The sequence below is a fragment of the Vreelandella andesensis genome (genome assembly GCF_003989795.1).
Classification (GTDB): Bacteria; Pseudomonadota; Gammaproteobacteria; order Pseudomonadales; family Halomonadaceae; genus Vreelandella; species Vreelandella andesensis.
In genome coordinates, this window is record NZ_RZHG01000019.1 from 256,170 (window position 1) to 281,581 (window position 25,412).

Consider the following 25,412-nt stretch of genomic DNA (forward strand, 5'->3'; position numbering starts at 1 on the left):
AGTTATCAGAAATAGACGCCCAGTATACACCGAGCTAAGGGGGTGGCGTCTGCCCTCATCCCTGGTCAATTCTGCTACTTGCGTCTGGTTCATCTTGTAAACGTCCACTTTTATCATCTCAAGGCGCCGAGAGCGATAATGATTGTGCTACCATATGGCCCTTCCGTGAACCGATACACGGCGCATGTCGCCGACCATAGAGGTTGATTCAGTCATGGCCAAAACGTCTCTGGACAAGAGCAAAATCAAGATCCTGCTGCTTGAGGGCGTCCACCAAAGCGCGGTGGACAACTTTCACAATGCAGGTTACGAGAACATCGAGCACCTGCCGACATCGCTAGATGAAGCGTCGCTGATCGAAAAGATTCGTGATGTTCACTTCATTGGCATTCGTTCGCGTACGCAGCTCAATGAGCGCGTATTTGACGCGGCAGAAAAGCTGGTGGGCGTTGGCTGTTTCTGTATCGGAACGAATCAAGTTGATTTAACGGCGGCTCTTAAGCGTGGCATCGCGGTATTTAACGCGCCTTACTCTAATACCCGCTCGGTCGCAGAGTTGGTGCTGGCGGAAGCCATCATGCTGCTACGCGGTATTCCCGAGAAGAACGCTCGCGCCCACCAAGGCGGCTGGCTGAAATCGGCGAAAAACTCCCACGAGGCGCGGGGCAAAACCCTAGGCATCGTTGGTTACGGTAGCATCGGCGCGCAGCTCTCGGTTTTGGCTGAGTCACTTGGCTTTAACGTCATTTATTACGATGTGATTACTAAGCTAGGCATGGGTAACGCGAGTCAGGTAGCGAGTCTTGAGCAGCTGTTGGCGCGCGCTGATGTAGTCAGCCTACACGTTCCTGACTTACCTGCTACTCGCTGGATGATAGGCGAGAAAGAGATCGCGGTTATGAAGCAGGGTGCCATCTTGATTAATGCCGCCCGCGGCAGCGTTGTTGAGCTTGAACCATTGGCAGAAGCGATTAAGGCTGGCAAGCTTAACGGTGCCGCCATTGACGTCTTCCCGGTAGAGCCGAAAGGTAACAATGAAGAGTTCCAAAGCCCGCTACGTGGCCTGGAAAACGTGATTCTTACGCCACATATCGGCGGTTCTACCCTGGAAGCTCAGGAGAATATCGGTATTGAAGTGACGGAAAAACTGATCACCTATTCGGATAATGGTACCACGGTTACCTCGGTTAACTTCCCAGAAGTAGCGCTGCCTGCCCACCCGGATAAGCATCGTTTGCTGCATATTCATGACAACGTGCCCGGCGTGCTATCGCAGATTAACCGCGTACTGTCTGAAAACGGCATCAATATTTCAGGCCAGTATCTACAAACCAATGAAGAAGTGGGCTACGTGGTGATTGATGTCGATAAAGCCTACGGCCCGCAGGCACTAGAAGCATTAAAGCAAGTGGAGCACACACTGAAAATTCGCGTGCTTTACTCGGCGCATAACAGCTAATCACTGTTGTCAGCGTGATCCATTAAAACGGCCCCTTTTTGGGGCCGTTTTGCGATTCAATGACTGGTTTAAGCCAAGTCAAACAGCAGTACTTCAGCCGCTTGGCCACCGGTAACGTCGAATGTCTCGCCCGATTGAAATGCCGCAGCATCTCCTGCGCTAAGAGTTTCACCGTTAACGTCGACCGAGCCTTTCACGACATGTAGCCAGGTATAGCGTGAAGGCGGCAAGGTCGCCTGTTCGCCAGCATCGAACAAGCCGGCGTAAAGATTGACGTCCTGATTGATGCTTACTGACCCCTCGCGACCTTCTTGAGACGCGACCAAACGCCACTGGCCTTGGCGTTCAGCAGTAGGAAAGGCTTTCTGCTCATAGCCAGGGGCAATCCCCCGCTTGGCAGGTTCGATCCAAATCTGTAGGAAATGCAGCCCGTTCTCTTTTGAGGGGTTGAACTCGCTGTGCACCACGCCAGTGCCTGCAGACATGCGCTGTAAGTCGCCTGGGCGCGCGACTTTACCGTTACCCATATTATCGCGATGCTCAATTTCTCCCTCTAATACATAAGAGAGAATCTCCATATCCCGATGGGGGTGAGCGCCAAAACCATTACCGGGCGTTACTCGGTCTTCGTTGATGACCCGCAGCGCTCGGAACCCCATATGATTGGGGTCTACATAGTTGGCGAACGAGAACGTGTGGTAAGAGCGTAGCCAGCCATGGTCGGCGTAGCCTCGCTCGTTAGAACGACGGATTTGCATGGTGTACTCCGAAAACGTCATTAAGAATACCTATTAATATACGCCCGCTAGCCTAAATAGTGGGGTGAAGCTTTTTAGATGGTTAGATCGAATAAATCGATGATTGGCCAGCGGGCCCCTAGCTAGCGGCAGATAGAGCAGCACTTTGCATGAATTGTTTGTTAAACTGTGCGCGCTTATTTACCCGGTCCGCCCTTTGCGAGGGCGACTACCAGGAGTTTTGTATGTCAGAAACCATCCAGTCAGAAACCATCCAGTCGGAAACCACCCGAACGCTGCCCATCGTGGTCGCGGCGCTATATAAATTTGTTACGTTGAACGACTTTGAGGCGCTGCGTGAGCCACTGCGTCAGACGATGATCGATAACGACGTCAAAGGCACGCTGCTGCTGGCCAAAGAAGGTATTAACGGCACCGTGGCAGGCACCCGCGAAGGCATAGATGCCCTGTTGGCTTGGCTGACCGCCGACCCCCGCTTAAGCGATGTTGACCATAAAGAGTCTTACTGCGACGAAACGCCGTTCTATCGCACCAAGGTCAAACTCAAAAAAGAGATTGTGACCCTAGGTGTGCCGGATATTGATCCCAACGACACCGTCGGAACCTACGTTGAACCGGAAAATTGGAATGATGTGATCTCCGATCCGGAAGTACTGGTTATCGATACCCGTAATGATTACGAAGTGGCGATTGGCAGCTTTGAACGGGCAATTGACCCGAAAACGACCACCTTCCGCCAGTTTCCTGAGTACGTGCGCGAGCACTACAACCCAGAAAAGCACAAAAAAGTTGCGATGTTCTGCACCGGCGGTATCCGCTGTGAAAAGGCCTCCAGTTTTATGCTGAAAGAGGGCTTTGAAGAGGTCTATCACCTAAAAGGTGGCGTGTTGAACTACCTCGAAAAAGTGCCGGAAGAGCAGTCTTTATGGCGCGGTGAGTGTTTTGTGTTTGATAACCGCGTAACGGTGCGACATGACCTAAGCGAAGGCGAACATGAACAGTGTCACGCCTGTCGTATGCCCATCTCTCTTGACGATATGCAGTCGTCGACTTACGAGCCGGGCATCAGCTGCCCCCACTGCATCGACTCTCTCCCTGAAAAAACCCGCGCTGCCGCCCGAGAGCGCCAACGTCAAATCGAACTGGCCAAGGCTCGCGGCGAACCCCATCCGCTGGGCTATAACCACCGCAAAGACGACCGCGCAAACGCGTAGCGCGCGTGGCCTCCTGCCAGCAGAGAGGCCACGTGGTTGTAACCCCGCCGCTATTGTCTAAGTATGCGATAGACCGAAGTGCGCGCTAGACTGAGTGACATTCACCTGTCTAGGAGTTTTTTATGTCTGTCTCTTCTAATGCGCCGCTGGCGTCTTCGAACCTGTTACAACGCACGGATTACCAAGGCGTAACCACGCTTACGTTAAACCAGCCTGAACGCTTTAATACGCTCTCTGAAGATATGTTGACGGCGCTGCAGAGCGCGCTTGATGACATTGCCCAGGATGATCAGGTGCGTTGCGTGGTATTCGCCGCCAATGGCAAAGCCTTTTGCGCAGGGCATGATTTAAAGCAGATGCGTGCTACCCCTGATAAAGCCTACTACCAAGCGCTGTTCACTCGCTGTGGCGCGGTAATGCAGGCCATTGTTAACTTGCCTGTGCCAGTAATTGCTAAAGTCCAAGGTATTGCGACTGCCGCCGGCTGCCAGCTTGTCGCTAGCTGTGATTTGGCTGTGGCGGCTAGCAGTGCCCGGTTTGCCGTGTCAGGAATCAATGTGGGACTGTTCTGTTCGACTCCGGCGGTAGCGCTTTCGCGCAACGTGTCGCGAAAGCGGGCGATGGAAATGTTGCTGACGGGGGAGTTTATTAGCGCTTCCCAAGCAGCCGATTGGGGGCTCATTAACCGGGTCGCCGAAGAGGGCGAGCTCGATAGTGCTGTGGAAGCGCTTACCGCGAGCATTTGCGCCAAGAGTGCGGTGGCGGTGCGCACTGGGAAAGCAATGTTTGCCCGCCAGCTAGCCATGCCGCTGGAAGACGCCTATGCCTTTGCTGGTGAGACCATGGCGTGCAACATGCTGGCAGACGATGTGGCCGAGGGCATTGATGCCTTTATTGCCAAGCGTCAGCCCCAGTGGCGTCATCGCTAGTAAGACGCAAGATATCATTGGTGGAATTTGTTTCCGTAAACGCGACAATCGCCCCGCCGGCGCGTTATCCTCCCTCACTTTATGCCTTCAGGAGAGGCGTCTTCAGGAGAAAGTAAGGTGAGTGACGTTAAGCGCAGGTCAGTTGGACGTCCGGCGGGGGCCACCAAAGCGAGTGGTGGACACAGCCAATCATTAGTACGTGGTCTCACGCTATTAGAGTATTTATCGGCGAGTCCGTTAGGGTTAGCATTGTCGGAGTTGGCGGACATGGCTGATCTCGCGCCATCCACTACTCACCGTTTGTTGCAGGCACTTCAGAGCCAGGGGTTCGTGACTCAAGAAAGCGAGCAAGGGCTTTGGCGCATTGATGTAAAAACTTTTCGCATTGGTAACAGCTTTTTAGAAGCGCGTGATGTCGTCGCTCTCAGTCGGCCCTTTCTACGCCGCTTAACGGCAGAGACAGGCGAAACCGCGAACCTGGGCATTCGGGAGGGTGCGACCGCGGTATTTCTTGCCCAGCATGAGTCGCCGCAGATGATGCGTATGATTACCCGCCTAGGCTCACGGGCGCCGCTGCATGCCTCCGGGGTGGGAAAAGCCTTATTGGCCTGGATGAGCGAAGACGAACGTACCGAATTGCTTAAAGGCTACGATCTTGCTCGAGTGACTGAAAACACGCTGCATCAAACCGGTGAGCTGTTGACCGAAATGGCCACTATTCGTACTCAGGGGTTTGCCTGCGACCGCGAGGAACACGCGGTGGGCTTACACTGTGTTGCCGCCTGCATTCACGATGAGCACGGTACGCCGCTGGCGGCCATTTCCGTCTCTGGGCCAATGGCACGCATCCCCGAAGAGCGCTTGTTAGCGCTGGGTGCATTAGTGCGCACTATCGCCGACGAAATCACCCTTCAGCTGGGTGGTCAACTGCCCCGATGAACAGTGCTTCGCTCACCTGAAGTGACTGACAAGGGCATCCCTCCTTATGTTTAGCCTGTTTTGGGTGGCACTAGCGAGTGCCACCCTGCTGCCTGGCGGTTCAGAGGTGTGGCTGGCACGTCAGTGGTGTTTAGGCGAGCCCGTGTTTGAGCTTTGGCTTGTCGCAACCACGGGTAACACGCTGGGTAGTATGATCAATGTGGCGCTAGGGCGTTATGCTCGCCAGTTTCAGCATCGCCGCTGGTTTCCCGCCTCGCCGGCTGGCTTAGCGCGCGCAGAGCGTTGGTACAAACGTTTTGGCGAGGTTAGCTTGCTGCTTTCCTGGGCACCCGTCCTGGGTGATCCCCTCACAGTACTCGCAGGAATCTTTAGGCTGCCCTGGTGGCGTGCACTGCTGTGGATTGTGGTGGCAAAAGGCACTCGCTATGCGCTGTTGTTGGTGTTGGCCCAGCAATGGCTGGTGCCGCTTTGCGGGTAAAAACAGAAATAATGGTTAACCTAAGCGGCGTTGATGCGTAAATAGTGATGAGGCTGGTGGCGAGCCACGCTCTTTCTCTCATGTTACTCTATTTATCTTTTATACAAAGCATGCCCCCTACACAAAGTGCATTATGAACAGCGTGCACCTTGTTATGCCTAAGAACGATATGCCTCAAAACGATATGTCTAAAAACGATGTACAGAAAGCGAGTTAGTAATGACACTGAGTAAAAGACTCACTCAAAGGACTCACTCAAAGGGAGGTTTAGGTGTGACGCCATTACGTTTATTCCCCTGGCTAGGCGTCTGGTTATTGATGCTATTCGCCTTTCTGGCAACGCCGGCGCTGGCACAAACCACGTTAAGTGCAGGTGCAGGCGGCGCAGACACTGCTAACGTGGAAGAACAGCCCTCTTATTCGGCGCTTGCTGATCTGCTGGAAGACGAGCAAGCCCGCCAAGAGCTCATTGAGCTACTGCGAAACCAAGCGTCAGTGTTACCTAATGAGCTGACCAGCGAGTTATCGCCGGAGGCTGCTGCCCAGGGCGGCAATCTTGCTCCTGAAGATGTGTCGCTGCCTCGTCAGCTTGCAGAGCTAACCAGCCGCGTGGTCAGTGATGTTAGCGGGCAGATAGAGCAGGCAGTTGCCGTTGTGGCCGGGCTGTTTGCTGGCCAAGGGACTAGCACCTTCGACATGGCTGCGTTTGTCAGTGCCGCAATTAACCTTGGGATTGTGATTGTCGCGACGTTCGCGATATTTATGATTTCCCGGCGTTTAGCGAAGCCGTTATTTACTAAGATTAGCGGTTGGTCTCAGCAGGGCAGCGGCTTAACACCCGTGCTGCGCTTAGTGCTATGTGTTGCCATTGCTGCTGTGGTAGACGTGTTGCTTGTTGCTTTTGCCTACGTGAGCGGGAACTTGTTAGCAACGTTCGCAGTGGGTGAAACTGGCGAGCTTTCTACCCGTGCATCGTTATTTCTAAATGCTTTCTTTATGATTGAGTTATTGAAAGTCGGTGTGCGCATGTTGTTTTCTTCGCGCTATGAAGGACTGCGCCTGTTACCTATCTCGGCGAAAGAAGCATCTTACTGGAATCGCTGGTTGGCGCGTTTAATTGGCATGGTGGGTTATGGTTTGATGGTGGTTGTACCGCTGGTCAACTTCTATATCGCGGCAACCCTAGGCCAAGCAGTAGGCACCTTTATCATGCTGTTGGCCTTCATTTACGCGGTAGCGGTTGTGCTTAAAAACCGTGTACGCCTGCGCGATAACCTTAACCAGATGGCGGCAGGTGCAACGATGACCGCCAGCCGCGTATCGCTGCACTTATTTGCGCGAACCTGGCACTTGTTTGCATTACTCTATTTCTTGATGGTGTTCGTGCTGACGCTGATACGCCCTGGGGATGCATTGCCATTTGTGTTGTTTGCCACATTGAAAACATTGGCTGCAATGGTTGTCGGTCTTTTGGTATCGGCGTTCCTTACTCAAACGATTGGCCGTCGTATTAAGCTATCCGATGATCTGCGTCGTAGGTTGCCGATGCTGGAAGTGCGCTTAAATAGCTATGTGCCCAATGCCTTACGTGTTTTGCGTACCGTACTATTAGTAGCGGTCCTGATGGTCGTGCTGGATGCCTGGGGAGTGTTTAATTTAGCGGCTTGGTACGCCTCTGAACGTGGCGCTAACTTAGTCGGTAATCTGACCAGTGTGGCCATTATCTTGATCGTTGCATTCGGTGTTTGGCTGGGGCTGGCTAGCCTTATCGAACACAAGCTCAATCCGGAAACGGGCCATGGCGAACCCTCTGCACGTGCTAAAACGTTGCTCAGTCTGTTTCGTAACGCCTTAGTTATTGCCATGGTGACGATCACCGGCATGATCGTATTGTCGGAAATAGGCATTAATATCGGCCCGCTTATTGCCGGTGCTGGTGTGCTGGGCTTAGCGATTGGTTTTGGTGCCCAAAAGCTGGTGCAGGATGTTATTACCGGTGTGTTTATTCAGGTAGAAAACGCCATGAATACCGGTGACGTGGTCACTGTAGGCGGCGTCACAGGAACTGCCGAGCGGCTTAGTATTCGTTCTGTAGGCATCCGTGATTTGTCTGGCACCTATCACATCGTTCCGTTTTCCAGTGTTGATACGGTATCTAACTATATGCGTGAGTATGGTAATCACGTCGGTGAATACGGTATCGGCTATAACGAAAGCATTGATGAGGCGATTGAGCAGCTGCAGCTGGCGTTCGAAGACCTGAAAAAGAGCGAAGAAGAAGGCCATAAACTGCTGGCTGACCTGACCGTTGCAGGTGTTACCGCGCTGGCGGATAGTTCGGTGAATATTCGTGTGGTAATCAAGACAACGCCGGGTGATCAGTGGGCTGTTGGGCGTGCCTATAACCGGTTAGTGAAGTTGCGCTTTGATGCAGCCGGTATCGAGATACCATTCCCGCATACCACGCTCTACTTCGGTGAAACAAAAGGCGGTAAAACGCCACCTGCTAATGTACGTGTGCTGGATTCCACTGCTGAACGCAAAAAAGTGGAGACGTCGCCACTTCGTCAGGAAAGCGAACATCCATCAGACCAGTCAGCTCGATCTCCAATTGAGCCTGACCACCTAAAGCCTGACCAAGGTGATGTTGACGAAGTGTAATCCGAAAGGGTGTGAGACGCTTAGCGGCTAGAGCGTTGACACTGGGGCTGCCTTCGGGCGGCCCCAGTTTTTTGAAGGAGTGGGATAATTTAGTCTAGATAGTTTTCGGAATGACGCCCTTCCAGATTAATCGACTCGCCGCCGTCGACAAATAGAATTTGACCTGCAACGAAGTTATTGTCTAATAAGTAGTGCAAAGCTTGTACAAGGTGAGCTGGGTCGCCCTGGTGATTAACGGGAATACCTTCAATACGCCATTGGATATAGTCGCTGGTACGCTGGGAGGCAGGCAGCACCACGCCAGGGGCAATGCCGTTAATGCGCAAGCGTGGCGAGAACTCTAGCGCTGCCATACGCGTCATATCGGCAAGGCTCTTTTTCGACAGTAAATACGCTGCATACGGGTACTGGTGGTAGGCCACTTTATTGTCAATGATGTTAATGACCTGACCCTTATCAACGGCGTCTGCAAAGTGCCGTGTGAGCAGCAACGGTGTAAACATATTAACCCTAAACTGCGTTTCCAGCATGGCCAAGTCGGTGCTTGCAATGGGGGCAGGTTCATAGGCAGAGGCGCTATTAAGCAGCACATTAAGGCCGGGGAAGTGCTGTTTAGCAGTGGTCACGAGCTCTTCAAGAGAGTCGCTCAAGAAATTGCACGGCACTATTTCGCAGCGCTGGCCTTTGGCGCGAATCGTTTTAGCTACGTCTTCGGCTTCGCCACGTGAGCTATTCACGTGTAAAGCAATATCATAGCCCTTATCTGCCAGGGCTTCGGCGAAATAGCGCCCCAAGCGTGTCGCGCCGCCGGTGACAAGTGCAGCTGATGAGCTCATGCAAGGTTCCCCACAGTGGATTAACGTTTCAGCGTATGCAGTGTGAAGCATGACTTTCTGCGTGAGCGTAGCGTTTGTCAATATCTTGTACAGAGCTTGAACAAAATAACAGGCAAGCTAATCTTACTGGTGATCAATGTGACACGACTACTGCTCTCGGGTTACGTCTCCAAGAATAGAGCCTCTAAGACAAGGATGCAGCTATGCCACTCTCGTCGTCGAACACTACGCCCGATACCGCTTACCATGAATGCTTAATCTCTCTTGGTACCAATATTGAGCCGGAGCATCACTTTCACGAAGCACTCACTATTTTGCGCAGCGAATGTGAGCTGATAGCAAGCTCTGAGGCAATTCGCACAGCCCCGGTTGGCTATCAACAACAGCCAGACTTTCTGAACGCGGCGCTGCTCGTGCGCACACCCCTTGAACACGATGATTTTCGTGCTTACTTGAAAGAGGTAGAAAATCGCCTTGGACGTGTGCGTGGTCCGATTAAATCAGGACCAAGAACCATGGATTTGGATATTGTGGCGTGGAACGGTGACATCGTTGATGAAGGGTACTACCAACACAGCTACGTGCGTCGCCCGGTAGATGAGGTGCTCGCCGCCAGTAGCCGAACGCTTAAGCAGCGAGAGCATTCATGATGTGTGCTTAGTTGATGTGTACCAAGTGGATGTGTACTTAGTTGATGTGTGTTTAGTGGCCGATAATAGCAGTGTGGCCTCCCATGGCTAGAGGGCCTAACCTTCCTCGGAGGGGCGCGTTGCTAAGCTTAAACACAAATCTGATGCCTTTTATGCAGAATAATCTGCGTGGCAGTCAGCCAGCAGCCACAGATAACTCTGCGGCTGCCGAAAGGTTTATGACAAAAGGGTTATGACAAAAAAGTTATGACAGTAAGCTGTTACTCAATAATGCCTTGTTCACGCGCCATCGCGTAGGCAGCTTGCGGGCCGTTCCACAGCGATGGTAGCAAAATCAATGAAACGGGAATCGCGGTAATCACGATAAATTGCTGCAAAGCACCAATCTGACCAGCGCCCATATACAGTAGCACTGCCGCCATTAGCGCCATGGCAATCCCCCAAAAAGCACGCATGTAAGGGCTTGGGTCATCATGACCAGCACCCACTACCGCAATGGCGTAACTCATTGAATCACCTGTAGTGGCCACAAAAATCGTGGTCAGTAGCAGAATGGCCAGTGCCATCCAGGTCCCGCCGGGAAGCGCTTGGGCGACGGTAAGTGTCGCTACATCAAACTGGAAGTTATTCAGCGCTTCTGTCAGATCGATCACACCGGTGAGCTGGTAATAAATACCCGAACCACCAAGCAGGGTAAACCACACGGTGGTCGCAATGGGAGCAAGTATCGCCACGGCAAGAATCATCTCGCGAATACTACGCCCCCGGGAAATACGTGCCACGAAAATCGCCATTAGCGGTGCATAGCCAATAAACCACGCAAAGAAAAAGACGGTCCACCACTTCATCCACCAGGCGGGGGCGGTGTCTGCGGTCATGGTTGCCATGGTGAAGAACTCACTCACGTAAGCGCCCATACTCGATACGTAGGTGTTAACCAAAAACAGTGTAGGTCCAAACACAATAATGATCGCGCCAATGGCAAGCGCTAGCAGTACATTAAAGCGGCTGAGCAGCTGGATGCCTCTATGGATACCGCTCATGGAAGAGAGCACGTAAATGCAGCCAAGTACTGCAAGGATAATGAGCTGCCCTGTGTAGCCTTCGGGGAGACCGAATAGCTCATGCAAACCAAAGCTGACCTGAGTGGCCAGAAACCCAATCGGGCCGACGGTGCCCGCTACTAATGCAATAACGCAGCAGGCATCCACTACGCCGCCTAGCGGGCCACGCATAAGGCGCTCGCCAAAAACAGGATAAAGCAGCGTGCGTGGTTGCAGCGGTTGGCCCTTTACGTAATGGGCGTGGGCGAGTACCACGGCGGTTAGCGAGCCAAGTACTGCCCAGGCTAAAAAGCCCCAGTGCATAAACGATTGGGCAAGGGCGCTTGATACAGCGTCGGCTGTACCTGCTTCGGTATCAAAGGCCGGTGGTGTTACCACGAAGTGATATATCGGCTCTCCGGCGGCGAAAAAGACGCCACCGCCGGCTAGCAATGTGCACAGAATGATCGATAGCCACTTAAATGTGCTCATTTCTGGTGCATCGAGATTGCCAATCTTGGCTTTCGCTGCTGGCGTAACGGCCAGCCCAATGGCAATAAAAAAGGTCAGTAACAGTAGCAACTGAAAGTAGCTGCCTAGCACTAACGCCGTCCAGGCAAAGCCTGTGCTAATTGAGCTGGCGACAAGATCAATGTCGTAAAAGGAGAGCGCAAGAAACGCCACGATAAAACCGATGCTCAGCACCAGTACAATGGGGTCGCCGAGGGAAAACCGCGAAGAACCCTCGCTAGCGGGTGCAGGTTGGTTCATTAAGAACACCTATGTTTGATGGGGATTGAGTAAACAGGGTATTGAGCCTAACAAAATCGTGCGTGTGTAAGCTTAACGGTCACATACACTCGATTTTCGAAACAAAAAAAAGCGCCATTCATTGAATGGCGCAAGGACAGGAAACTGGCAATACTATATCGCAAGTATAGACCAAGGTCTAATAATGAAAGAAAAATTGCATGAAAATGGTGCGCGGTGTCTTGGCGATGCACCATTGTGATTAGCATGAAGGCTATCGTAACTATCTGAAACGATTGCTAGTCAGCTGGTTAAGCATGTAATCGAAAAAGCGCAACGGCTAACGCCGCTTGGCGCTGCATGCCATAATAACGCTGTCGCGCTAAGTGAGTTCCTTTATGACCGTCCCCCGCCCCCGCATGCTAGCTGAATTACAGCGCTGGCGACGCACTCGTTCCAAACGCCGCTGGTACAAGCGAAGCTTTCGCCTACAGGTCATGCTGCTGGTTGGCCTGCTGTTGGCGGGTATGTTATTGGCACAAGGCACTTACCTGAACCACCGTAAAGCTGAAATTATCACTCACCAAATAGGCGAGCGAGCGCTGGCCGTGGCTAAGACCGTGGCGGGTATGCCGCAAATTGTGAATGCTTTCTCGACACCTAACCCTTCGCTAATTATTCAACCGCTTGCTGAACGAGTTCGCCACGAGACCGGTGCCCGCTATGTGGTGGTCGGTAATGCCCAATCGATTCGCTACTCGCATCCAGTTCCTGAGCGTATCGGCCAGCCAATGGTGGGTGGGGATAATGACCAAGCGCTGATTTTTGGTCAGTCATACGTATCGGAAGCTACCGGAACGTTAGGGAGTGCCATGCGGGGTAAAGCGCCCATTTGGGATGAAGAAGGCAACATCATCGGCGTGGTGTCGGTGGGCTTCATGCTTGAACGGGTGGATATGGATGTGGCCCGCTACACCAGTTTGGGTTGGGCCCTGGTAGCACTGATGATTTTGCTGGGATTTGCTGGCGCGTATTGGCTGTCGCAGCATCTTAAAAAAGTCATCCTTGGATTGGAGCCTTATGAAATAGCGCGCTTGGCCATGGAAAAAGAGGCCATCTTGCAATCTATTCATGAAGGTATTCTGGCGGTTAACCGCGAGGGCCAGATCACCTTAGTAAATCAGCAGGCACGACGCTTTCTGGGGTTATCGGATGAACAGGTATTGCTGGGGCAGCCGATATTTGAGGTGGTGCCCAACTCACGTTTAAATGAGGTGTTAAAGCACGGTGAGCAGGAGTTTGATCAGGAAATGTGGTTGGGCGACCATCCTGTCGTGGCGAATCGCGTGCCTATTCTGCACGAAGGCGAGATAGAAGGTGCTGTTGCGACGTTTCGTAGTCGCCGTGAAATTATTGATCTTTCACAAGCACTTAATCGGGCAAGCCGTGATGTCGATATGCTGCGTGCCCAGGCTCACGAGTTTTCCAACAAGCTTTATACGATTTCCGGACTCTTGCAGCTTAACCGTGTTGACGAGGCGCTAGCGCTGATCCATCACGAACCCGAACGTGCTCAGGCGCAAATGAGTTTTTTGATGCGCCATGTCGCCGACGCGGTACTCAGCGGTACCTTGTTGGGTAAATTAACGCGAGCCCGAGAGCTGGGCGTGGCGTTGGAAATTGATGAACAGAGCTCGCTTTCCTGCCCGCTCACGGTAACTGGGCAAGAAGTAATGATGAGCGTTGTGGGCAACTTATTAGATAATGCCTGCCATGCAGCGCTTAATGGACCAAACAGCGATACCCCGAAAGTTCGCCTGTTCTTTACGGACCTGGGAGAGCAGTTGTTGGTTGAAGTAGAAGATAACGGCCCCGGCGTACCTAGTGAGCATGCGGAATCGATCTTTCTAGACGGTTTTTCTACCAAAACCGGTAAGCACCGCGGCATTGGTTTAGCGCTGGTCGCGCGGCTGTGCCGTCAGCACGGTGGCGAGGTAACACTGGAAGAGAGCGAATTAGGTGGTGCGTGCTTTATTGCTGTGCTGGATCGCTCACTTTGCGATCAACTAGCCACGATGTCCTAAATCATAATAACGACGACAGTAAGAGGAATGACTATGTCTACGACGCAATACGGTATTTTGGTCGTCGAAGACGATTTTCGCATTGCTGATATCCACAAGGCCTTTATTGAGCAGAGCGACGGCTTTTACGTGGTGGGGTTGGCACGCAATGGCAGCGAAGCAAAGGTGCTAATGGCCCAGCATGCTGACGCTATCCAGCTGATTTTATTGGATGCTTACTTGCCTGATGTGGAAGGTCTGGAGCTGTTATGGGCTATCCGTCGCGACTATGTCCATGTGGATATCGTTATGGTGACCGCCGCCCGCGAAGTAGAAACCATCAGCGAAGCGTTACGCGGCGGCGTCTTTGATTATTTAATTAAACCGATTGAAGCAACACGTATGACGCAGATGCTGACGCGTTTTCGCCGCGAGCGAGAGGCGTTAGCGAATCGGGCGGAAATGAGTCAAGACGAGCTGGATCAGGTGCTGGCTCGTTTGCGGCCAGGTGAACCTCAGCGGTTAGCCGCGAAGACGTTGCCCAAAGGCATCGACCGCCTGACCCTGCGTTGTGTGGTGGATTCACTTGCAGCCGAGCGTGATTCCCAAACGGCGATGCAGGTGGCGCAATCAATGGGAGCAAGTCGTTCAACAGCGCGGCGTTATTTAGAGTTTTTAGTTGCTGAACAAGCGGTTAACGCAGAAATTGGTTATGGTGATGTTGGTCGGCCAGAGCGACGCTATCGGCTGCTGGACGTCTCCCAGACTCGGCTAGAGGCGCTGTAAATTGGGGTGTGAACAAAATGAACAAAACGCACAAAAAGCACGTTTTGCCATTAATGTTCATAAGCTTGTCGCTATGGGTAGCGGTCTTCTAATGTGGCGTGTGTACCCACACTAAGATACGTCAACAACCCCCTATAACAACATTGCTAATACAACAATATAGCGAATGTGGAGAACGCCCATGACCACGCTTTCCCTTAAGCACTTTGCCGTGCTTGCCTTACCCATGGCTGCCCTTGCCATGACGACGTCTGTCAACGCTCAAGAGTGGACGCCGAGCCGTTCAATTGAATTTGTTGCCCCAGCCAACCCAGGCGGCGGTTGGGACACGCTAGTACGTACTATGTCCCGCGTTATTCAGCAAGAGGAGCTGGCCGACGAAAGCTTTGCTGCTATTAACGTGCCTGGTGGCGGCGGTGCAGTTGCTTGGGCTCAGGTAGCTCGTGATAGCGGCAATCCGCATAAACTTTTCGCTACCAGCCCGCCGATGATTTTAGTGCCCCTGGCAGGTGCCTCGCGTTACGACCACACTGATTTCACCCCGATTGCGCGCATCAATACCGACTACTCGATTATTTTGGTGTCAGCCGATTCCGAGTATCAAAACCTGGATGACCTGTTCGCGGCGCTGAAAGACAACCCCAGCCTAAGCGTGGGCGGGGGTAGTGCACCGGGCTCCATGGATCACATTTCTGTCGCTGGTCTTGCTTCTGCAGCAGGTATGAAAGCCTCATCGGTTAACTATATTCCCTTCTCGGGTGGTGGTGACGCCATGACCAACCTGATGGGCGGCCACATCGAGGCAGTGATTGGTGGTGCTGGTGAAGCGGTAGGCCAGTTAGGCGAAGGCAGCCAGCTGCGCGCGCTAGGCGTTTCGTCTGAAGAGCGTCTGGGCGGCGGACTGGCCGAAGTACCCACTTATCAAGAGCAGGGTTACGACTACACCTTCGATATTTGGCGTGGCGTAATGGGTGCGCCAGAAATGCCTGAAGAGGCGGTTGAATACTACGAAACGCTCTTCGCTGAGATGCTCGAAACTGACGCATGGCGCGAAGCTAGTGACCAACTGGGCTGGATTGATGCCTACCAGGATAGCGATGCCTTCGCAACTTTCCTGGATGAGCAGCAAGAGCAGTTCAGCAGCGTTTTGACCGACCTGGGCCTGATGCGCCAGTAAGCGCACGTCCTAGAGGCACCCCGGTGGCAGCATGCCGCCGGGATCTTCCGTCTGATACCGCAAGGATCAATGCTGAACAGCAACGACGCCTTCGGAGAGCTTCCCCATGACTCGATTCAATACCAACCAATGGCTAGCGCTTGTGTTGGCGTTAGTAGCAGCTGCCTATCTGGCAATGGCTTGGCAAATTCCAAATTTTCCTTTGCCTCGCCCGGTAGATTCTGATCTGTTTCCAAAAGTGTTAGGTGTCTCCTTGCTGTTGCTGTCGGCGTGTTTGTTTTTTGAGCGCCCCGGTCCTATTGCGGGCGCCGACCAGATTGATCAAGTCGAAACCCAAGGACCGGTGCTGCTAACGCCTTGGGCGCGGGTGATTGTGACGGCCATCGCCATTGCTGCTTATGCATTCCTACTCGTGCCGCTAGGCTTCGTGCTGGCTTCGACGCTACTGTGTGTTGGCTTAACCGCTTACTACGGCTACCGCCGCCATGGGGTCAACCTGGCAACATCGCTTGGGGTCGTGCTGGCGCTGTATCTGACCATGACGCGGGTAATGGATGTTTACCTACCCACTGGCGTGCTGCCGTTTTAACTAGGCCGCGCTTGCCCACTGTTAGCGGGTTTAAAAGAGAGACACACCCATGGATGCCTTTAACAATCTAATGTACGGCTTTGGCATCGCGCTTGAGCCTATCAATATCGCTTACGTCTTTGCTGGCGTCTTTGCTGGCACCATTATTGGCATGTTGCCCGGCCTTGGGCCGATCAGCGCGCTGGCGCTGATGATCCCGATTACATTCGCTATGGAGCCCTCTTCAGGGCTGATTTTGATGGCTGGGGTGTACTACGGTGCTATTTTTGGCGGCTCCACTTCCTCTATTTTGCTTAATGCCCCTGGCGTAGCGGGAACGGTAGCGACCTCGTTTGACGGCTACCCGATGGCCAAGCAAGGGTTGGCAGGTAAAGCGCTGGCCATTGCTGCTTATTCCTCCTTTGTTGGCGGCACGGTATCCGTTGTCTTTCTGATGCTGATTGCGCCACTGCTTTCCAAAGTTGCGGTGAGCTTTGGTCCTGCTGAATACTTTGCGCTGATGGTGCTGGGCCTAACAGCCGTTGTATCGCTATCCGATAAGTCGCTCGTCAAAGGCTTAATTGCTGCCGTTATCGGGGTAATGATCTCGATTATCGGGATTGATATGCAAACCGGAACCGAGCGCTTTACCTTTGGCTCGATTCACCTGCTCGATGGTATTGATTTTCTGGTTGTCGCACTGGGTATCTTCGCCTTAGCCGAGGTGTTTTACATGTTACTGCGCGGTGGCGGTGGAAAAGAAGCGCCGCGTAATGCCATTGGCTCGTTGAAGCTGACCCGCAGCGAAGTTAAACAGATAGCAGGACCCGTTGGCCGCAGTTCCGTATTGGGCTTCTTTACCGGCGTGCTGCCGGGCGCAGGTGCGACCATTGGTTCGTTTCTTGGCTACAGCATGGAAAAACGCATTGCCAAAGACGGCGATACCTTTGGTAAAGGCAACATCAAAGGCGTGGCCGCGCCGGAAGCGGCGAATAATGCAGCATGTACCGGCTCGTTTGTACCACTGTTAACCTTGGGCGTGCCGGGGTCTGGCACCACTGCTGTACTGCTTGGCGCGCTGTTGGTGATGGGGGTTAATCCCGGCCCGATGATGCTTGAACAGCGTCCGGATGTGTTCTGGGGTGTGGTCGCGAGTATGTATATCGGCAATATCTTTCTGTTGGTACTTAACCTGCCGCTGATTCCGTTAATCGCCAAGATTCTGGATCTGCCCAAGCCGCTGCTTTTGTCGCTCATTTTGATCTTCTGCATGATCGGCGTCTACGGCATGAGTTTCAGTGTGTTTGACCTGTTGTTGTTGCTTGGCTTTGGCTTGGTTGGCCTAGGGATGCGCTTGTTCGGCTTCCCCGCTGCGCCGCTTATTCTGGCGCTGATTCTTGGCAATATCTTGGAAGAGTCCATGCGCCGCGCGCTACAGATTTCTGGCGGTGATTGGACGACCTTTATCGACAAGCCGATTTCACTGTCGCTGCTGGTAATTGCTTTGCTGTCACTTGGTTTACCGCTACTGAAAACGCGCCGCAATGAGCGTGTGGTTTCCGCTAAATAGAATACGTGTATAAGCACAAAGCGCCCTAGTTTTCTAGGGCGCTTTTTTTGCGAAAGAAAAAAAGAAAATAGCAACAGGTAATAAAAATAGACGATGAAAGTAGACGAGATAAACAGATATGGGAAACAGAAAACCCACTATTGGTGCGAGGTGCCGTTATGGTGCATAAACAGCGTGCATTTTTTAAGCGTCAACGCGTCACAATAGTGCGACATGTGAGGAGGTGGTTACTTTTTTCTAATCTAACCTTTTGATTTTAATATTTTTAATCTTTCTATTTATAGTGTGGCGCAAACCTTGCAAAAGTTAATAGCTAGTGGACGCACCAAGCCCAGTAATGCCCGTCCCCACGTTACATAACGGGTAGGCTTGGCCGCGAAGCTCAAATAACGAGCCCCGTAAAAGGGGCGCAAGGAGATTCAAGTGACCACATTACAGCGCAAGACACACCCTCGTACCGTTGCCCGTTTCGCTACTGCCTTAATCACCGCCGCCGTCATGGGGGCCAGTGCACAGGCCGTTGCCCAGGATGACGACCCCATCAAGGTCGGTATCCTGCATTCTCTCTCCGGCACCATGGCGATCAGTGAAACGGTGCTTAAAGACACCGTTGAGATGCTGATTGAACAGCAGAACGACGCCGGTGGCTTGCTTGGCCGCCAGCTTGAAGCCGTGGTGGTCGACCCCGCTTCTAACTGGCCGTTATTTGCCGAGCGCGCTCGGGAGCTGCTGGCGCAGGAAGAAGTCGATGTGATCTTCGGTAACTGGACCTCCGTTTCACGTAAGGCAGTCCTGCCGGTGGTCGAAGAGCTTAATGGCCTACTGTTCTACCCGGTGCAATACGAAGGTGAAGAGTCTTCAGAAAATGTCTTCTATACCGGTGCTGCGCCTAACCAGCAGGCGATCCCAGCGGTTGAATACTTGATCAACCAGGTGGGTATCGAGCGTTTTGCCTTGGTGGGTACCGATTACGTGTATCCGCGTACCACCAACCGCATTCTCGAAGCCTTTCTCAAGGATGAGCATGGCATCGCGGATGAAGACATCATGATCAACTACACGCCGTTTGGTCATTCAGATTGGCAAAACATTGTGGCTGAAATACGCCGCTTTGGTGAAGAGGGCAAGCCCACCGCCGTTATCTCAACGGTGAACGGCGATGCCAATGTGCCGTTTTATACCGAACTCTCTAACCAGGGCATTGACGCTGCTGATATCCCGGTCATCGCCTTCTCCGTAGGCGAGCAGGAACTCACCGGTATCGATACCGGCCCGCTAGTCGGCCACCTGGCGGCCTGGAACTACTTCATGAGTGTCGATACTGATGAAAACTACGACTTTATCGACGCATGGATCGACTATACCGGCGATGAGATGGCGGTCACCAACGACCCCATGGAAGCACACTATATTGGCTTTAATATGTGGGCTGAAGCCGTGCGTAAAGCGGGTACTACCGACGTAGATGCGGTGAAGGACGCGATCATTGGTGTCGCCGTGCCTAATCTTTCTGGCGGCTACGCGGCCATGATGCCCAACCATCACATCACCAAGCCCGTGTTGATCGGTGAAATTCAGGACAATGGCCAGTTCGATATCGTCTGGCAAACGCCTTCTACGGTGGCAGGGGATGCTTGGTCTGATTACTTGCCTGGTTCACGTGATTTGATTGCCGATTGGCGCAAGCCCATGGAGTGCGGCAACTTTAACGTGGTGAACGGCTCGTGTGGTGGTAGCACCGCAGCAGAAGAAGCCGAAGCGGCCCTCGCTGAGTAATCGTTTTTTCTGAGTAACACTTTCCTTGCCGCGTCGCGCACTTTACTCAAGCGCGGCGCGGTAAGGAGCATGCGACCTCTCCCCTTTTTGTTAACTAAAGGAAGAACCCCATGAGGCGTTTTCTTTCCTTAGGGCTACTGTGTCTGCTGTTGTTAAGCGTCACAGTCACCGCCCAGGCACAAACAAGCGCCACTGTCGATGCTGATGATGCAGCGGCACTTGAGCTACTAGAAGCGCTGGACGTGCGTTCCTATCCTGCCAAAGGCGAAGCGATCATTGCTATTTTGCAAAGCGATGACGAGCGCGCCCGTGATTGGCTTCAGTCATTATTGGATGGTCGCTTGCAGCGCGCTGATGATGGCCGTTTCGTGGTTGTGCTCGACAACCAGGGGCGCGACTGGCCTGTTGCGGATGCGTTGACCGGTGAACCGCTGGGCGAGATGTCCCGCCGAGACCTGGATCGTATTGGCATTAATAACAATCTGCGCAACCAGCTACGCAGTGCGATTGCCGTGGTGGATCTGTATTCGCCAGATGTTGAACGTCGCCGTACCTCGGCCACCAGGCTTTTGGGAGAGGTCGACGAAGAGCTGGCCGAACCGCTTGGTGAGCTGATCGCTGCGGAAGACGATACCCAGGTAAAGCGTCGGCTTACCCAGGCGTTGGCCATCTACCAGGTTGAAAACGGCGAACTGGAAGGCGTTGAAACGCTGAAAGGCAGTTTGCATCCGCGTGTTCGAGTCGCACTTAGCCGAGCAGCGAATGATGATGACCCCATCATTGCCGATGCCGCTAATGAAGCGCTGGTCAGTATTGAGCAAAATATCAAAATAAACCGTGGCCTGGAAACGCTCTACTTCGGGCTTTCGCTTGGCTCGGTGTTGGTGCTGGCGGCGATTGGCCTTGCTATCACCTTTGGTGTGATGGGTGTGATCAATATGGCTCACGGTGAGCTGATCATGCTAGGCGCTTATACCACCTGGATGATGCAGCAGCTGTTGCCCGGCCAGCCGGGGCTGGCACTGATTCTATCGATTCCCGCAGGCTTTATGGTGGCCGCGTTAGCCGGTGTGGCGATTGAGCGCGGTGTTATTCAGTTCCTCAAAGGCCGCCCGCTGGAAACCCTGTTGGCAACCTTCGGTATCAGCCTGATTCTGCAGCAGTTGGTGCGAACGCTAATTTCACCGCTGAACCGCACGGTAATAACACCAGAATGGATGAGCGGCTCGTTAGTCATTAACGACGCTTTGTCACTGACCCTCAACCGTATGTTTGTACTCGGTTTTGCGCTCGTGGTGTTTGCCGCACTGATGCTGATCATGCGCCGCACGCGCTTGGGGCTTGAAGTGCGCGCAGTGACCCAAAACCGCGCCATGGCACGCTCCATGGGCATTCGCGCCACGCGGGTCGATATTATGACCTTCGCGTTAGGTTCCGGCGTGGCAGGCCTGGCAGGCGTTGCGTTATCGCAGCTTACCAACGTTGGCCCTAATCTGGGCCAGAACTACATCATTGATTCCTTTATGGTCGTTGTTTTCGGCGGCGTGGGTAACCTGTGGGGCACCCTGGTGGCGGGGCTTTCCCTGGGCATTATCAACCAGGTGCTGGAACCCTGGGCCGGTGCCGTGCTGGCCAAGATTATCGTCCTGGTATTCATCATTCTGTTTATTCAAAAGCGCCCGCGTGGACTCTTCCCGCAGAAGGGCCGGGCTGCGGAGGGCTAACCCATGATGACGCAATCATCTTCAAGCCAGTTTTGGCTAACCCGCCCGTTTGGCGAACGGGCTACGCAAATTTTCCTTGGCGTGCTGTTTGCCGCTCTGTTGCTGGTGACAGTGCTTCACCTGGCGGTGCCGCAAGGTCATCCGCTGCATGTGAACGCCTATACCGTTAACCTGTTCGGTAAATACTTAAGCTATGCGCTGCTGGCCGTGGCGGTGGATCTGGTATGGGGCTATTTGGGCATTCTGAGCCTGGGCCACGGGGCATTTTTTGCCATTGGCGGCTATGCCATGGGCATGTACCTGATGCGCCAAATCGGTGACCGCGGCACTTACGGCGACCCCATACTGCCGGATTTTATGGTGTTCCTCAGCTGGGATAGCCTGCCGTGGTATTGGCTCGGGTTTGATATGGCCTGGTTTGCCTTTGCCATGGTGCTGCTGGCGCCAGGGTTATTGGCATTGGTGTTCGGCTTTTTGGCGTTTCGCTCGCGGGTGACGGGGGTGTATCTGTCGATTATTACCCAGGCGCTGACCTTTGCCTTGATGCTGGCGTTCTTCCGCAATGAGATGGGCTTTGGTGGCAACAACGGGCTGACAGATTTTCGCGAGCTACTGGGCTTCAACCTGCGCACTAACGACACCCGCCTGGGGCTGTTTATTGCCACCGGCGTGGCGTTGGCGCTGGGCTATATCCTGTGTCGGGCGATTGTTACCAGCAAACTGGGCCGGGTGTGTGTGGCAACCCGCGATGCCGAGGCCCGGACACGTTTTATTGGTTACCGGGTCGAGCGCTTCCAGCTGTTTGTGTTTGTGGTTTCCGCCATGCTGGCGGGCCTGGCTGGCGCGCTTTATGTGCCCCAGGTGGGGATTATCAACCCCAGCGAGTTCTCGCCGATTTTCTCGATTGAAATTGTCCTTTGGGTAGCGCTGGGTGGCCGTGCCACCCTCTATGGGGCGGTCATCGGAGCGATTTTAGTCAACTATGCCAAAACCATTTTCACTGGCGTGATGCCCGATGCCTGGCTGTTTGCCTTGGGGGCGATGTTTGTTCTGGTCACTGTGTTTCTACCCAAGGGCGTGGCGGGGTTATTGCTTCACCTTAAACGTCGCAAAAAACCCGTTACCCCGCCCAAGGAGGCTACCGCATGAGCTTGTTGCAATCGCTAACCACGCGGGATCGGGTGTTTGATTTTATGGCCCCCCAGGCATCGCCGGTCGATGTGCGCCATGGCCCGATTCTGTATATGGAAGATGTCTCGGTAAGCTTCGATGGCTTCAAGGCGATCAATAACCTGAACCTGACCATTGATGACGGCGAATTGCGCTGCATTATTGGCCCCAACGGGGCCGGTAAAACCACCATGATGGACATCATCACCGGCAAGACACGGCCTAACGAAGGCAGCGTGTGGTTTGGCAGCCGCCATAATCTTCTGCAGATGAATGAACCGGATATCGCCAGCCTGGGGATTGGGCGTAAATTCCAAAAGCCCACGGTATTTGAAGCGCTAAGCGTGTTTGAAAACCTGGAGCTGGCGATGGCTGCTGACAAGCGAATTCTGCCAACGCTGACCGCCCGGATGACCGGTGAGATCAAAGATCGCATTGATGATGTGCTGGAAACCATCGGCCTGACCGAGCTGCGTTTCCAGCCAGCGGGAATTCTCTCCCACGGCCAAAAACAGTGGCTGGAAATTGGCATGCTGTTAATGCAGCGTCCGCGTTTACTGCTGGTGGATGAACCGGTGGCCGGGATGACCGAGCAGGAAATGGAACGCACTGCCGAGCTTTTAACGGGCCTGGCGGGTAAACAGTCGGTGGTGGTGGTCGAGCACGACATGGGCTTTGTACGTTCCATTGCCCGTAAAGTGACGGTCTTGCACCAAGGCAGCGTGCTGGCGGAAGGCAGTATGGATCAGGTGTCAAGCGACCCCAGCGTTGTTGAGGTGTATTTAGGTGCGGATGACGAGGAGGCGGCCTAATGCTGGCGATTGAAAAGCTCAACCAGTTCTACGGCGAAAGCCATACGCTCTGGGACTTAGATCTCGATGTGCCGGAAGGCCAGTGCACCTGCGTGATGGGCCGCAACGGCGTGGGTAAAACCACCTTGATGAAGGCCGTTATGGGGGAAGTGGCCGTAAAAAGCGGCCAGCTACGCTATCAAAGCGGCAAAGACGGCGAGATCGAGCTGACCAAAAAAGCCGTTGAAGCACGTTCGCGGTTAGGGATTGGCTTTGTGCCCCAGGGGCGGCAGATTTTTCCACTGCTCACCGTGGAAGAAAACCTGCGTACCGGCTTGGCGGCGCGTGGCGATGGTATGAAAAAAATTCCCGAGCGCGTTTATGAGCTGTTTCCCGTGCTTAAAGAGATGAAGCATCGCCGTGGCGGTGATTTATCCGGCGGGCAACAGCAGCAGCTCGCCATCGGTCGTGCGCTGGTGATTGAGCCCAAGCTGCTGATTTTGGATGAACCAGGTGAGGGCATTCAGCCCAATATCGTCGCGCAGATTGGCCAGGTGATTCGCCAGCTGATCAAAGAAGATGGCCTGACGGTCCTGTTGGTCGAGCAGAAGCTGCCCTTTGCCCGCAAATACGCTGACCGCTTTGTGATTATGGATCGCGGTCGCCCGGTCGCCAAAGGCGAGATCGCCGAGCTATCCAACGAGCTGATCAAGCAGCACCTGACGGTTTAAGTTATCCACACCCGGTTCAAAGTCGTGGGTCGGGCTGGAAGGGTAGCGCCTTTGCCGTCATTCTTTAAGCTAGCCAAAGCAGCGCTTTATCGCATTTCGCAGACGATATCTGTGCATATCTAACCGTCTGAGTAAAGTTAGCAGATAAGACTTTCGTACAAAAAATCAGCATTTTTTTATTAGGAAATGATTTTGATGAGGGCGAATGCAGACTCTGAGTGCAGCACACTCAAAGCCTGCATCCGCCTAACTATTATCAAGCTTAAATAATAAATTTTAGATAAGAAGGTAGAAGGATATGGCTGGTTTTAACTATTTTTCTAAATCTGATCGAGAGGTATGTAAACTGTTCGGTAGTAGCGTGCTATCAAGTTTGTTATTAATTATCCGCGATATACTTTGTGTTAGCTTAAAGTAGATGGTTGATGAGTTTAATTAAGGCGTTTTAAATATATCGTAATGGTGGCGCTGAGCTTATTAACCATGAGAAATTTATCAACCGTCGTTTTGAGGCGTGCGAAATAATCGATAATTATCCATGGGAGAGAGAGCCTGAGCTTTTTGAAGGACACGGTGACGGCGCGGGTTTGCTTTGTTTTGATATTGTTGCCGAGACTGGCTTTCTTGGAATTGTTGGTCGTAAAGCCATTTATACAGATTTTGACTTGGTTTTCATTGCTGAGGCGAAAAAACAGATCAAGGAATTATTCTATTTCCGATAGAGTCTTTGCAAAAAGAGCATAAAAAATAGTGTTTATAGATTTGCCGATTGAAATAGTGGATTTTTCACTAAATAAAAGGGTTTCATTCGCCAGGAAGACTAGAGCTGGAAATTTTCAGAATCGCTCCCTTCTTTTTATAATTATTTTTCCTGGTTTTTTCTTAACAAATAGTGGCAAAAAACGTGAATACCAACGGCTATTATCCCAATGAAATAAAAATACCAGCGTGTAGCAACTAGCGAATAAAAAACTTCCTGGTACCGCCATGTTGCGCCAAAATTGGATCGATAATCCCAGCTAACTAGCGTGCACATTTCTTTAAAGTAAATACAAAAAAACACTACAACCAATACTTTGTACCACCAGTGTGAAAAATAACGTTTTGCTGGCCAAAGATACACACCAGATAATAATAGACTCAATGTAACATAAACCATAGGCGCATCTCGATAAACGCCACCGGTGAGCTCTTGTGCATCAAACTGACTTCTAAAAATCTCTTCAAAAAGGAAAATCGGCAAAAGCAGTGAGAGCCAAAGTAATGTATCTAGCAATATCTTCTTAATTGTTTTTTTAAGTTGTATTCTTTTCATTTTTATAAAGCGCTTCTCGATCTT

The 25,412-nt window shown here is 52.7% G+C and carries 21 protein-coding genes; 17 read left to right on the forward strand and 4 right to left on the reverse strand.

What is annotated here, in order from left to right; translation table 11 throughout:
* The first annotated feature begins 214 nt into the window (after window positions 1-214).
* Complete coding sequence (serA, locus tag ELY33_RS10795) at window positions 215-1,459, forward strand: phosphoglycerate dehydrogenase (protein ID WP_126947870.1); 1,245 nt, start codon at window positions 215-217, stop codon at window positions 1,457-1,459.
* A 68-nt stretch (window positions 1,460-1,527) separates the two neighbouring features.
* Here the strand turns inward: serA and ELY33_RS10800 are convergent, their stop codons facing one another.
* On the reverse strand, window positions 1,528-2,217 hold the full coding sequence (locus ELY33_RS10800; protein WP_126948081.1) for a pirin family protein: 690 nt from the start codon (window positions 2,215-2,217) through the stop codon (window positions 1,528-1,530).
* Between the two features lie 224 nt (window positions 2,218-2,441).
* Between ELY33_RS10800 and trhO the strand changes: the two genes are divergently transcribed.
* From trhO to ybiO, 5 genes are all read left to right on the forward strand, one after another.
* Window positions 2,442-3,431, forward strand: a complete 990-nt coding sequence (gene trhO / locus ELY33_RS10805) for an oxygen-dependent tRNA uridine(34) hydroxylase TrhO (protein ID WP_126947872.1) — start codon at window positions 2,442-2,444, stop codon at window positions 3,429-3,431.
* 122 nt (window positions 3,432-3,553) lie between these two features.
* On the forward strand, window positions 3,554-4,360 hold the full coding sequence (locus tag ELY33_RS10810; RefSeq protein WP_126947874.1) for an enoyl-CoA hydratase: 807 nt from the start codon (window positions 3,554-3,556) through the stop codon (window positions 4,358-4,360).
* Between the two features lie 117 nt (window positions 4,361-4,477).
* Complete coding sequence (locus ELY33_RS10815; protein ID WP_126947875.1) at window positions 4,478-5,299, forward strand: IclR family transcriptional regulator; 822 nt, start codon at window positions 4,478-4,480, stop codon at window positions 5,297-5,299.
* 46 nt (window positions 5,300-5,345) lie between these two features.
* Complete coding sequence (locus ELY33_RS10820; protein WP_126947877.1) at window positions 5,346-5,777, forward strand: YqaA family protein; 432 nt, start codon at window positions 5,346-5,348, stop codon at window positions 5,775-5,777.
* 273 nt (window positions 5,778-6,050) lie between these two features.
* Entirely contained in the window at window positions 6,051-8,438 is a 2,388-nt protein-coding gene (gene ybiO, locus ELY33_RS10825) for a mechanosensitive channel protein (RefSeq protein ID WP_126947879.1), read from the forward strand.
* A gap of 89 nt (window positions 8,439-8,527) precedes the next feature.
* Here ybiO and ELY33_RS10830 read toward each other — a convergent pair whose 3' ends face one another.
* Complete coding sequence (locus ELY33_RS10830; protein ID WP_126947881.1) at window positions 8,528-9,274, reverse strand: SDR family NAD(P)-dependent oxidoreductase; 747 nt, start codon at window positions 9,272-9,274, stop codon at window positions 8,528-8,530.
* 203 nt (window positions 9,275-9,477) lie between these two features.
* Between ELY33_RS10830 and folK the strand changes: the two genes are divergently transcribed.
* On the forward strand, window positions 9,478-9,924 hold the full coding sequence (gene folK, locus ELY33_RS10835; protein WP_126947883.1) for a 2-amino-4-hydroxy-6-hydroxymethyldihydropteridine diphosphokinase: 447 nt from the start codon (window positions 9,478-9,480) through the stop codon (window positions 9,922-9,924).
* 260 nt (window positions 9,925-10,184) lie between these two features.
* Here folK and ELY33_RS10840 read toward each other — a convergent pair whose 3' ends face one another.
* Window positions 10,185-11,738 carry a BCCT family transporter gene (locus ELY33_RS10840; RefSeq protein ID WP_126947885.1) on the reverse strand — a complete coding sequence of 518 codons (1,554 nt, stop codon included), beginning with the start codon at window positions 11,736-11,738 and terminating at the stop codon, window positions 10,185-10,187.
* Between the two features lie 377 nt (window positions 11,739-12,115).
* Between ELY33_RS10840 and ELY33_RS10845 the strand changes: the two genes are divergently transcribed.
* From ELY33_RS10845 to urtE, 10 genes are all read left to right on the forward strand, one after another.
* Window positions 12,116-13,801 carry an ATP-binding protein gene (locus tag ELY33_RS10845; RefSeq protein ID WP_126947887.1) on the forward strand — a complete coding sequence of 562 codons (1,686 nt, stop codon included), beginning with the start codon at window positions 12,116-12,118 and terminating at the stop codon, window positions 13,799-13,801.
* 33 nt (window positions 13,802-13,834) lie between these two features.
* Window positions 13,835-14,566 carry a response regulator gene (locus ELY33_RS10850; protein WP_126947889.1) on the forward strand — a complete coding sequence of 244 codons (732 nt, stop codon included), beginning with the start codon at window positions 13,835-13,837 and terminating at the stop codon, window positions 14,564-14,566.
* Between the two features lie 181 nt (window positions 14,567-14,747).
* The gene (locus ELY33_RS10855; protein ID WP_126947891.1) at window positions 14,748-15,743 is read left to right on the forward strand and encodes a Bug family tripartite tricarboxylate transporter substrate binding protein; all 996 of its coding nucleotides are present in this window, start codon (window positions 14,748-14,750) and stop codon (window positions 15,741-15,743) included.
* Between the two features lie 106 nt (window positions 15,744-15,849).
* Window positions 15,850-16,332, forward strand: coding sequence for a tripartite tricarboxylate transporter TctB family protein (locus tag ELY33_RS10860; RefSeq protein WP_126947893.1), 483 nt, complete (start codon window positions 15,850-15,852; stop codon window positions 16,330-16,332).
* 49 nt (window positions 16,333-16,381) lie between these two features.
* On the forward strand, window positions 16,382-17,881 hold the full coding sequence (locus ELY33_RS10865) for a tripartite tricarboxylate transporter permease (protein WP_126947895.1): 1,500 nt from the start codon (window positions 16,382-16,384) through the stop codon (window positions 17,879-17,881).
* A gap of 423 nt (window positions 17,882-18,304) precedes the next feature.
* Window positions 18,305-19,657 carry an urea ABC transporter substrate-binding protein gene (gene urtA, locus ELY33_RS10870; protein WP_126947897.1) on the forward strand — a complete coding sequence of 451 codons (1,353 nt, stop codon included), beginning with the start codon at window positions 18,305-18,307 and terminating at the stop codon, window positions 19,655-19,657.
* A gap of 110 nt (window positions 19,658-19,767) precedes the next feature.
* Complete coding sequence (gene urtB, locus ELY33_RS10875) at window positions 19,768-21,381, forward strand: urea ABC transporter permease subunit UrtB (protein ID WP_126947899.1); 1,614 nt, start codon at window positions 19,768-19,770, stop codon at window positions 21,379-21,381.
* A 3-nt stretch (window positions 21,382-21,384) separates the two neighbouring features.
* Complete coding sequence (gene urtC, locus ELY33_RS10880) at window positions 21,385-22,530, forward strand: urea ABC transporter permease subunit UrtC (RefSeq protein WP_126947901.1); 1,146 nt, start codon at window positions 21,385-21,387, stop codon at window positions 22,528-22,530.
* The gene (urtD, locus tag ELY33_RS10885; protein ID WP_126947902.1) at window positions 22,527-23,363 is read left to right on the forward strand and encodes an urea ABC transporter ATP-binding protein UrtD; all 837 of its coding nucleotides are present in this window, start codon (window positions 22,527-22,529) and stop codon (window positions 23,361-23,363) included. Before urtC ends, urtD begins: the two co-directional genes overlap by 4 nt.
* Entirely contained in the window at window positions 23,363-24,073 is a 711-nt protein-coding gene (urtE, locus tag ELY33_RS10890) for an urea ABC transporter ATP-binding subunit UrtE (protein WP_126947904.1), read from the forward strand. Before urtD ends, urtE begins: the two co-directional genes overlap by 1 nt.
* Window positions 24,074-24,935: 862 nt before the next feature.
* Here urtE and ELY33_RS10895 read toward each other — a convergent pair.
* Window positions 24,936-25,388 carry a hypothetical protein gene (locus ELY33_RS10895; RefSeq protein ID WP_126947906.1) on the reverse strand — a complete coding sequence of 151 codons (453 nt, stop codon included), beginning with the start codon at window positions 25,386-25,388 and terminating at the stop codon, window positions 24,936-24,938.
* Window positions 25,389-25,412: the final 24 nt, after the last annotated feature.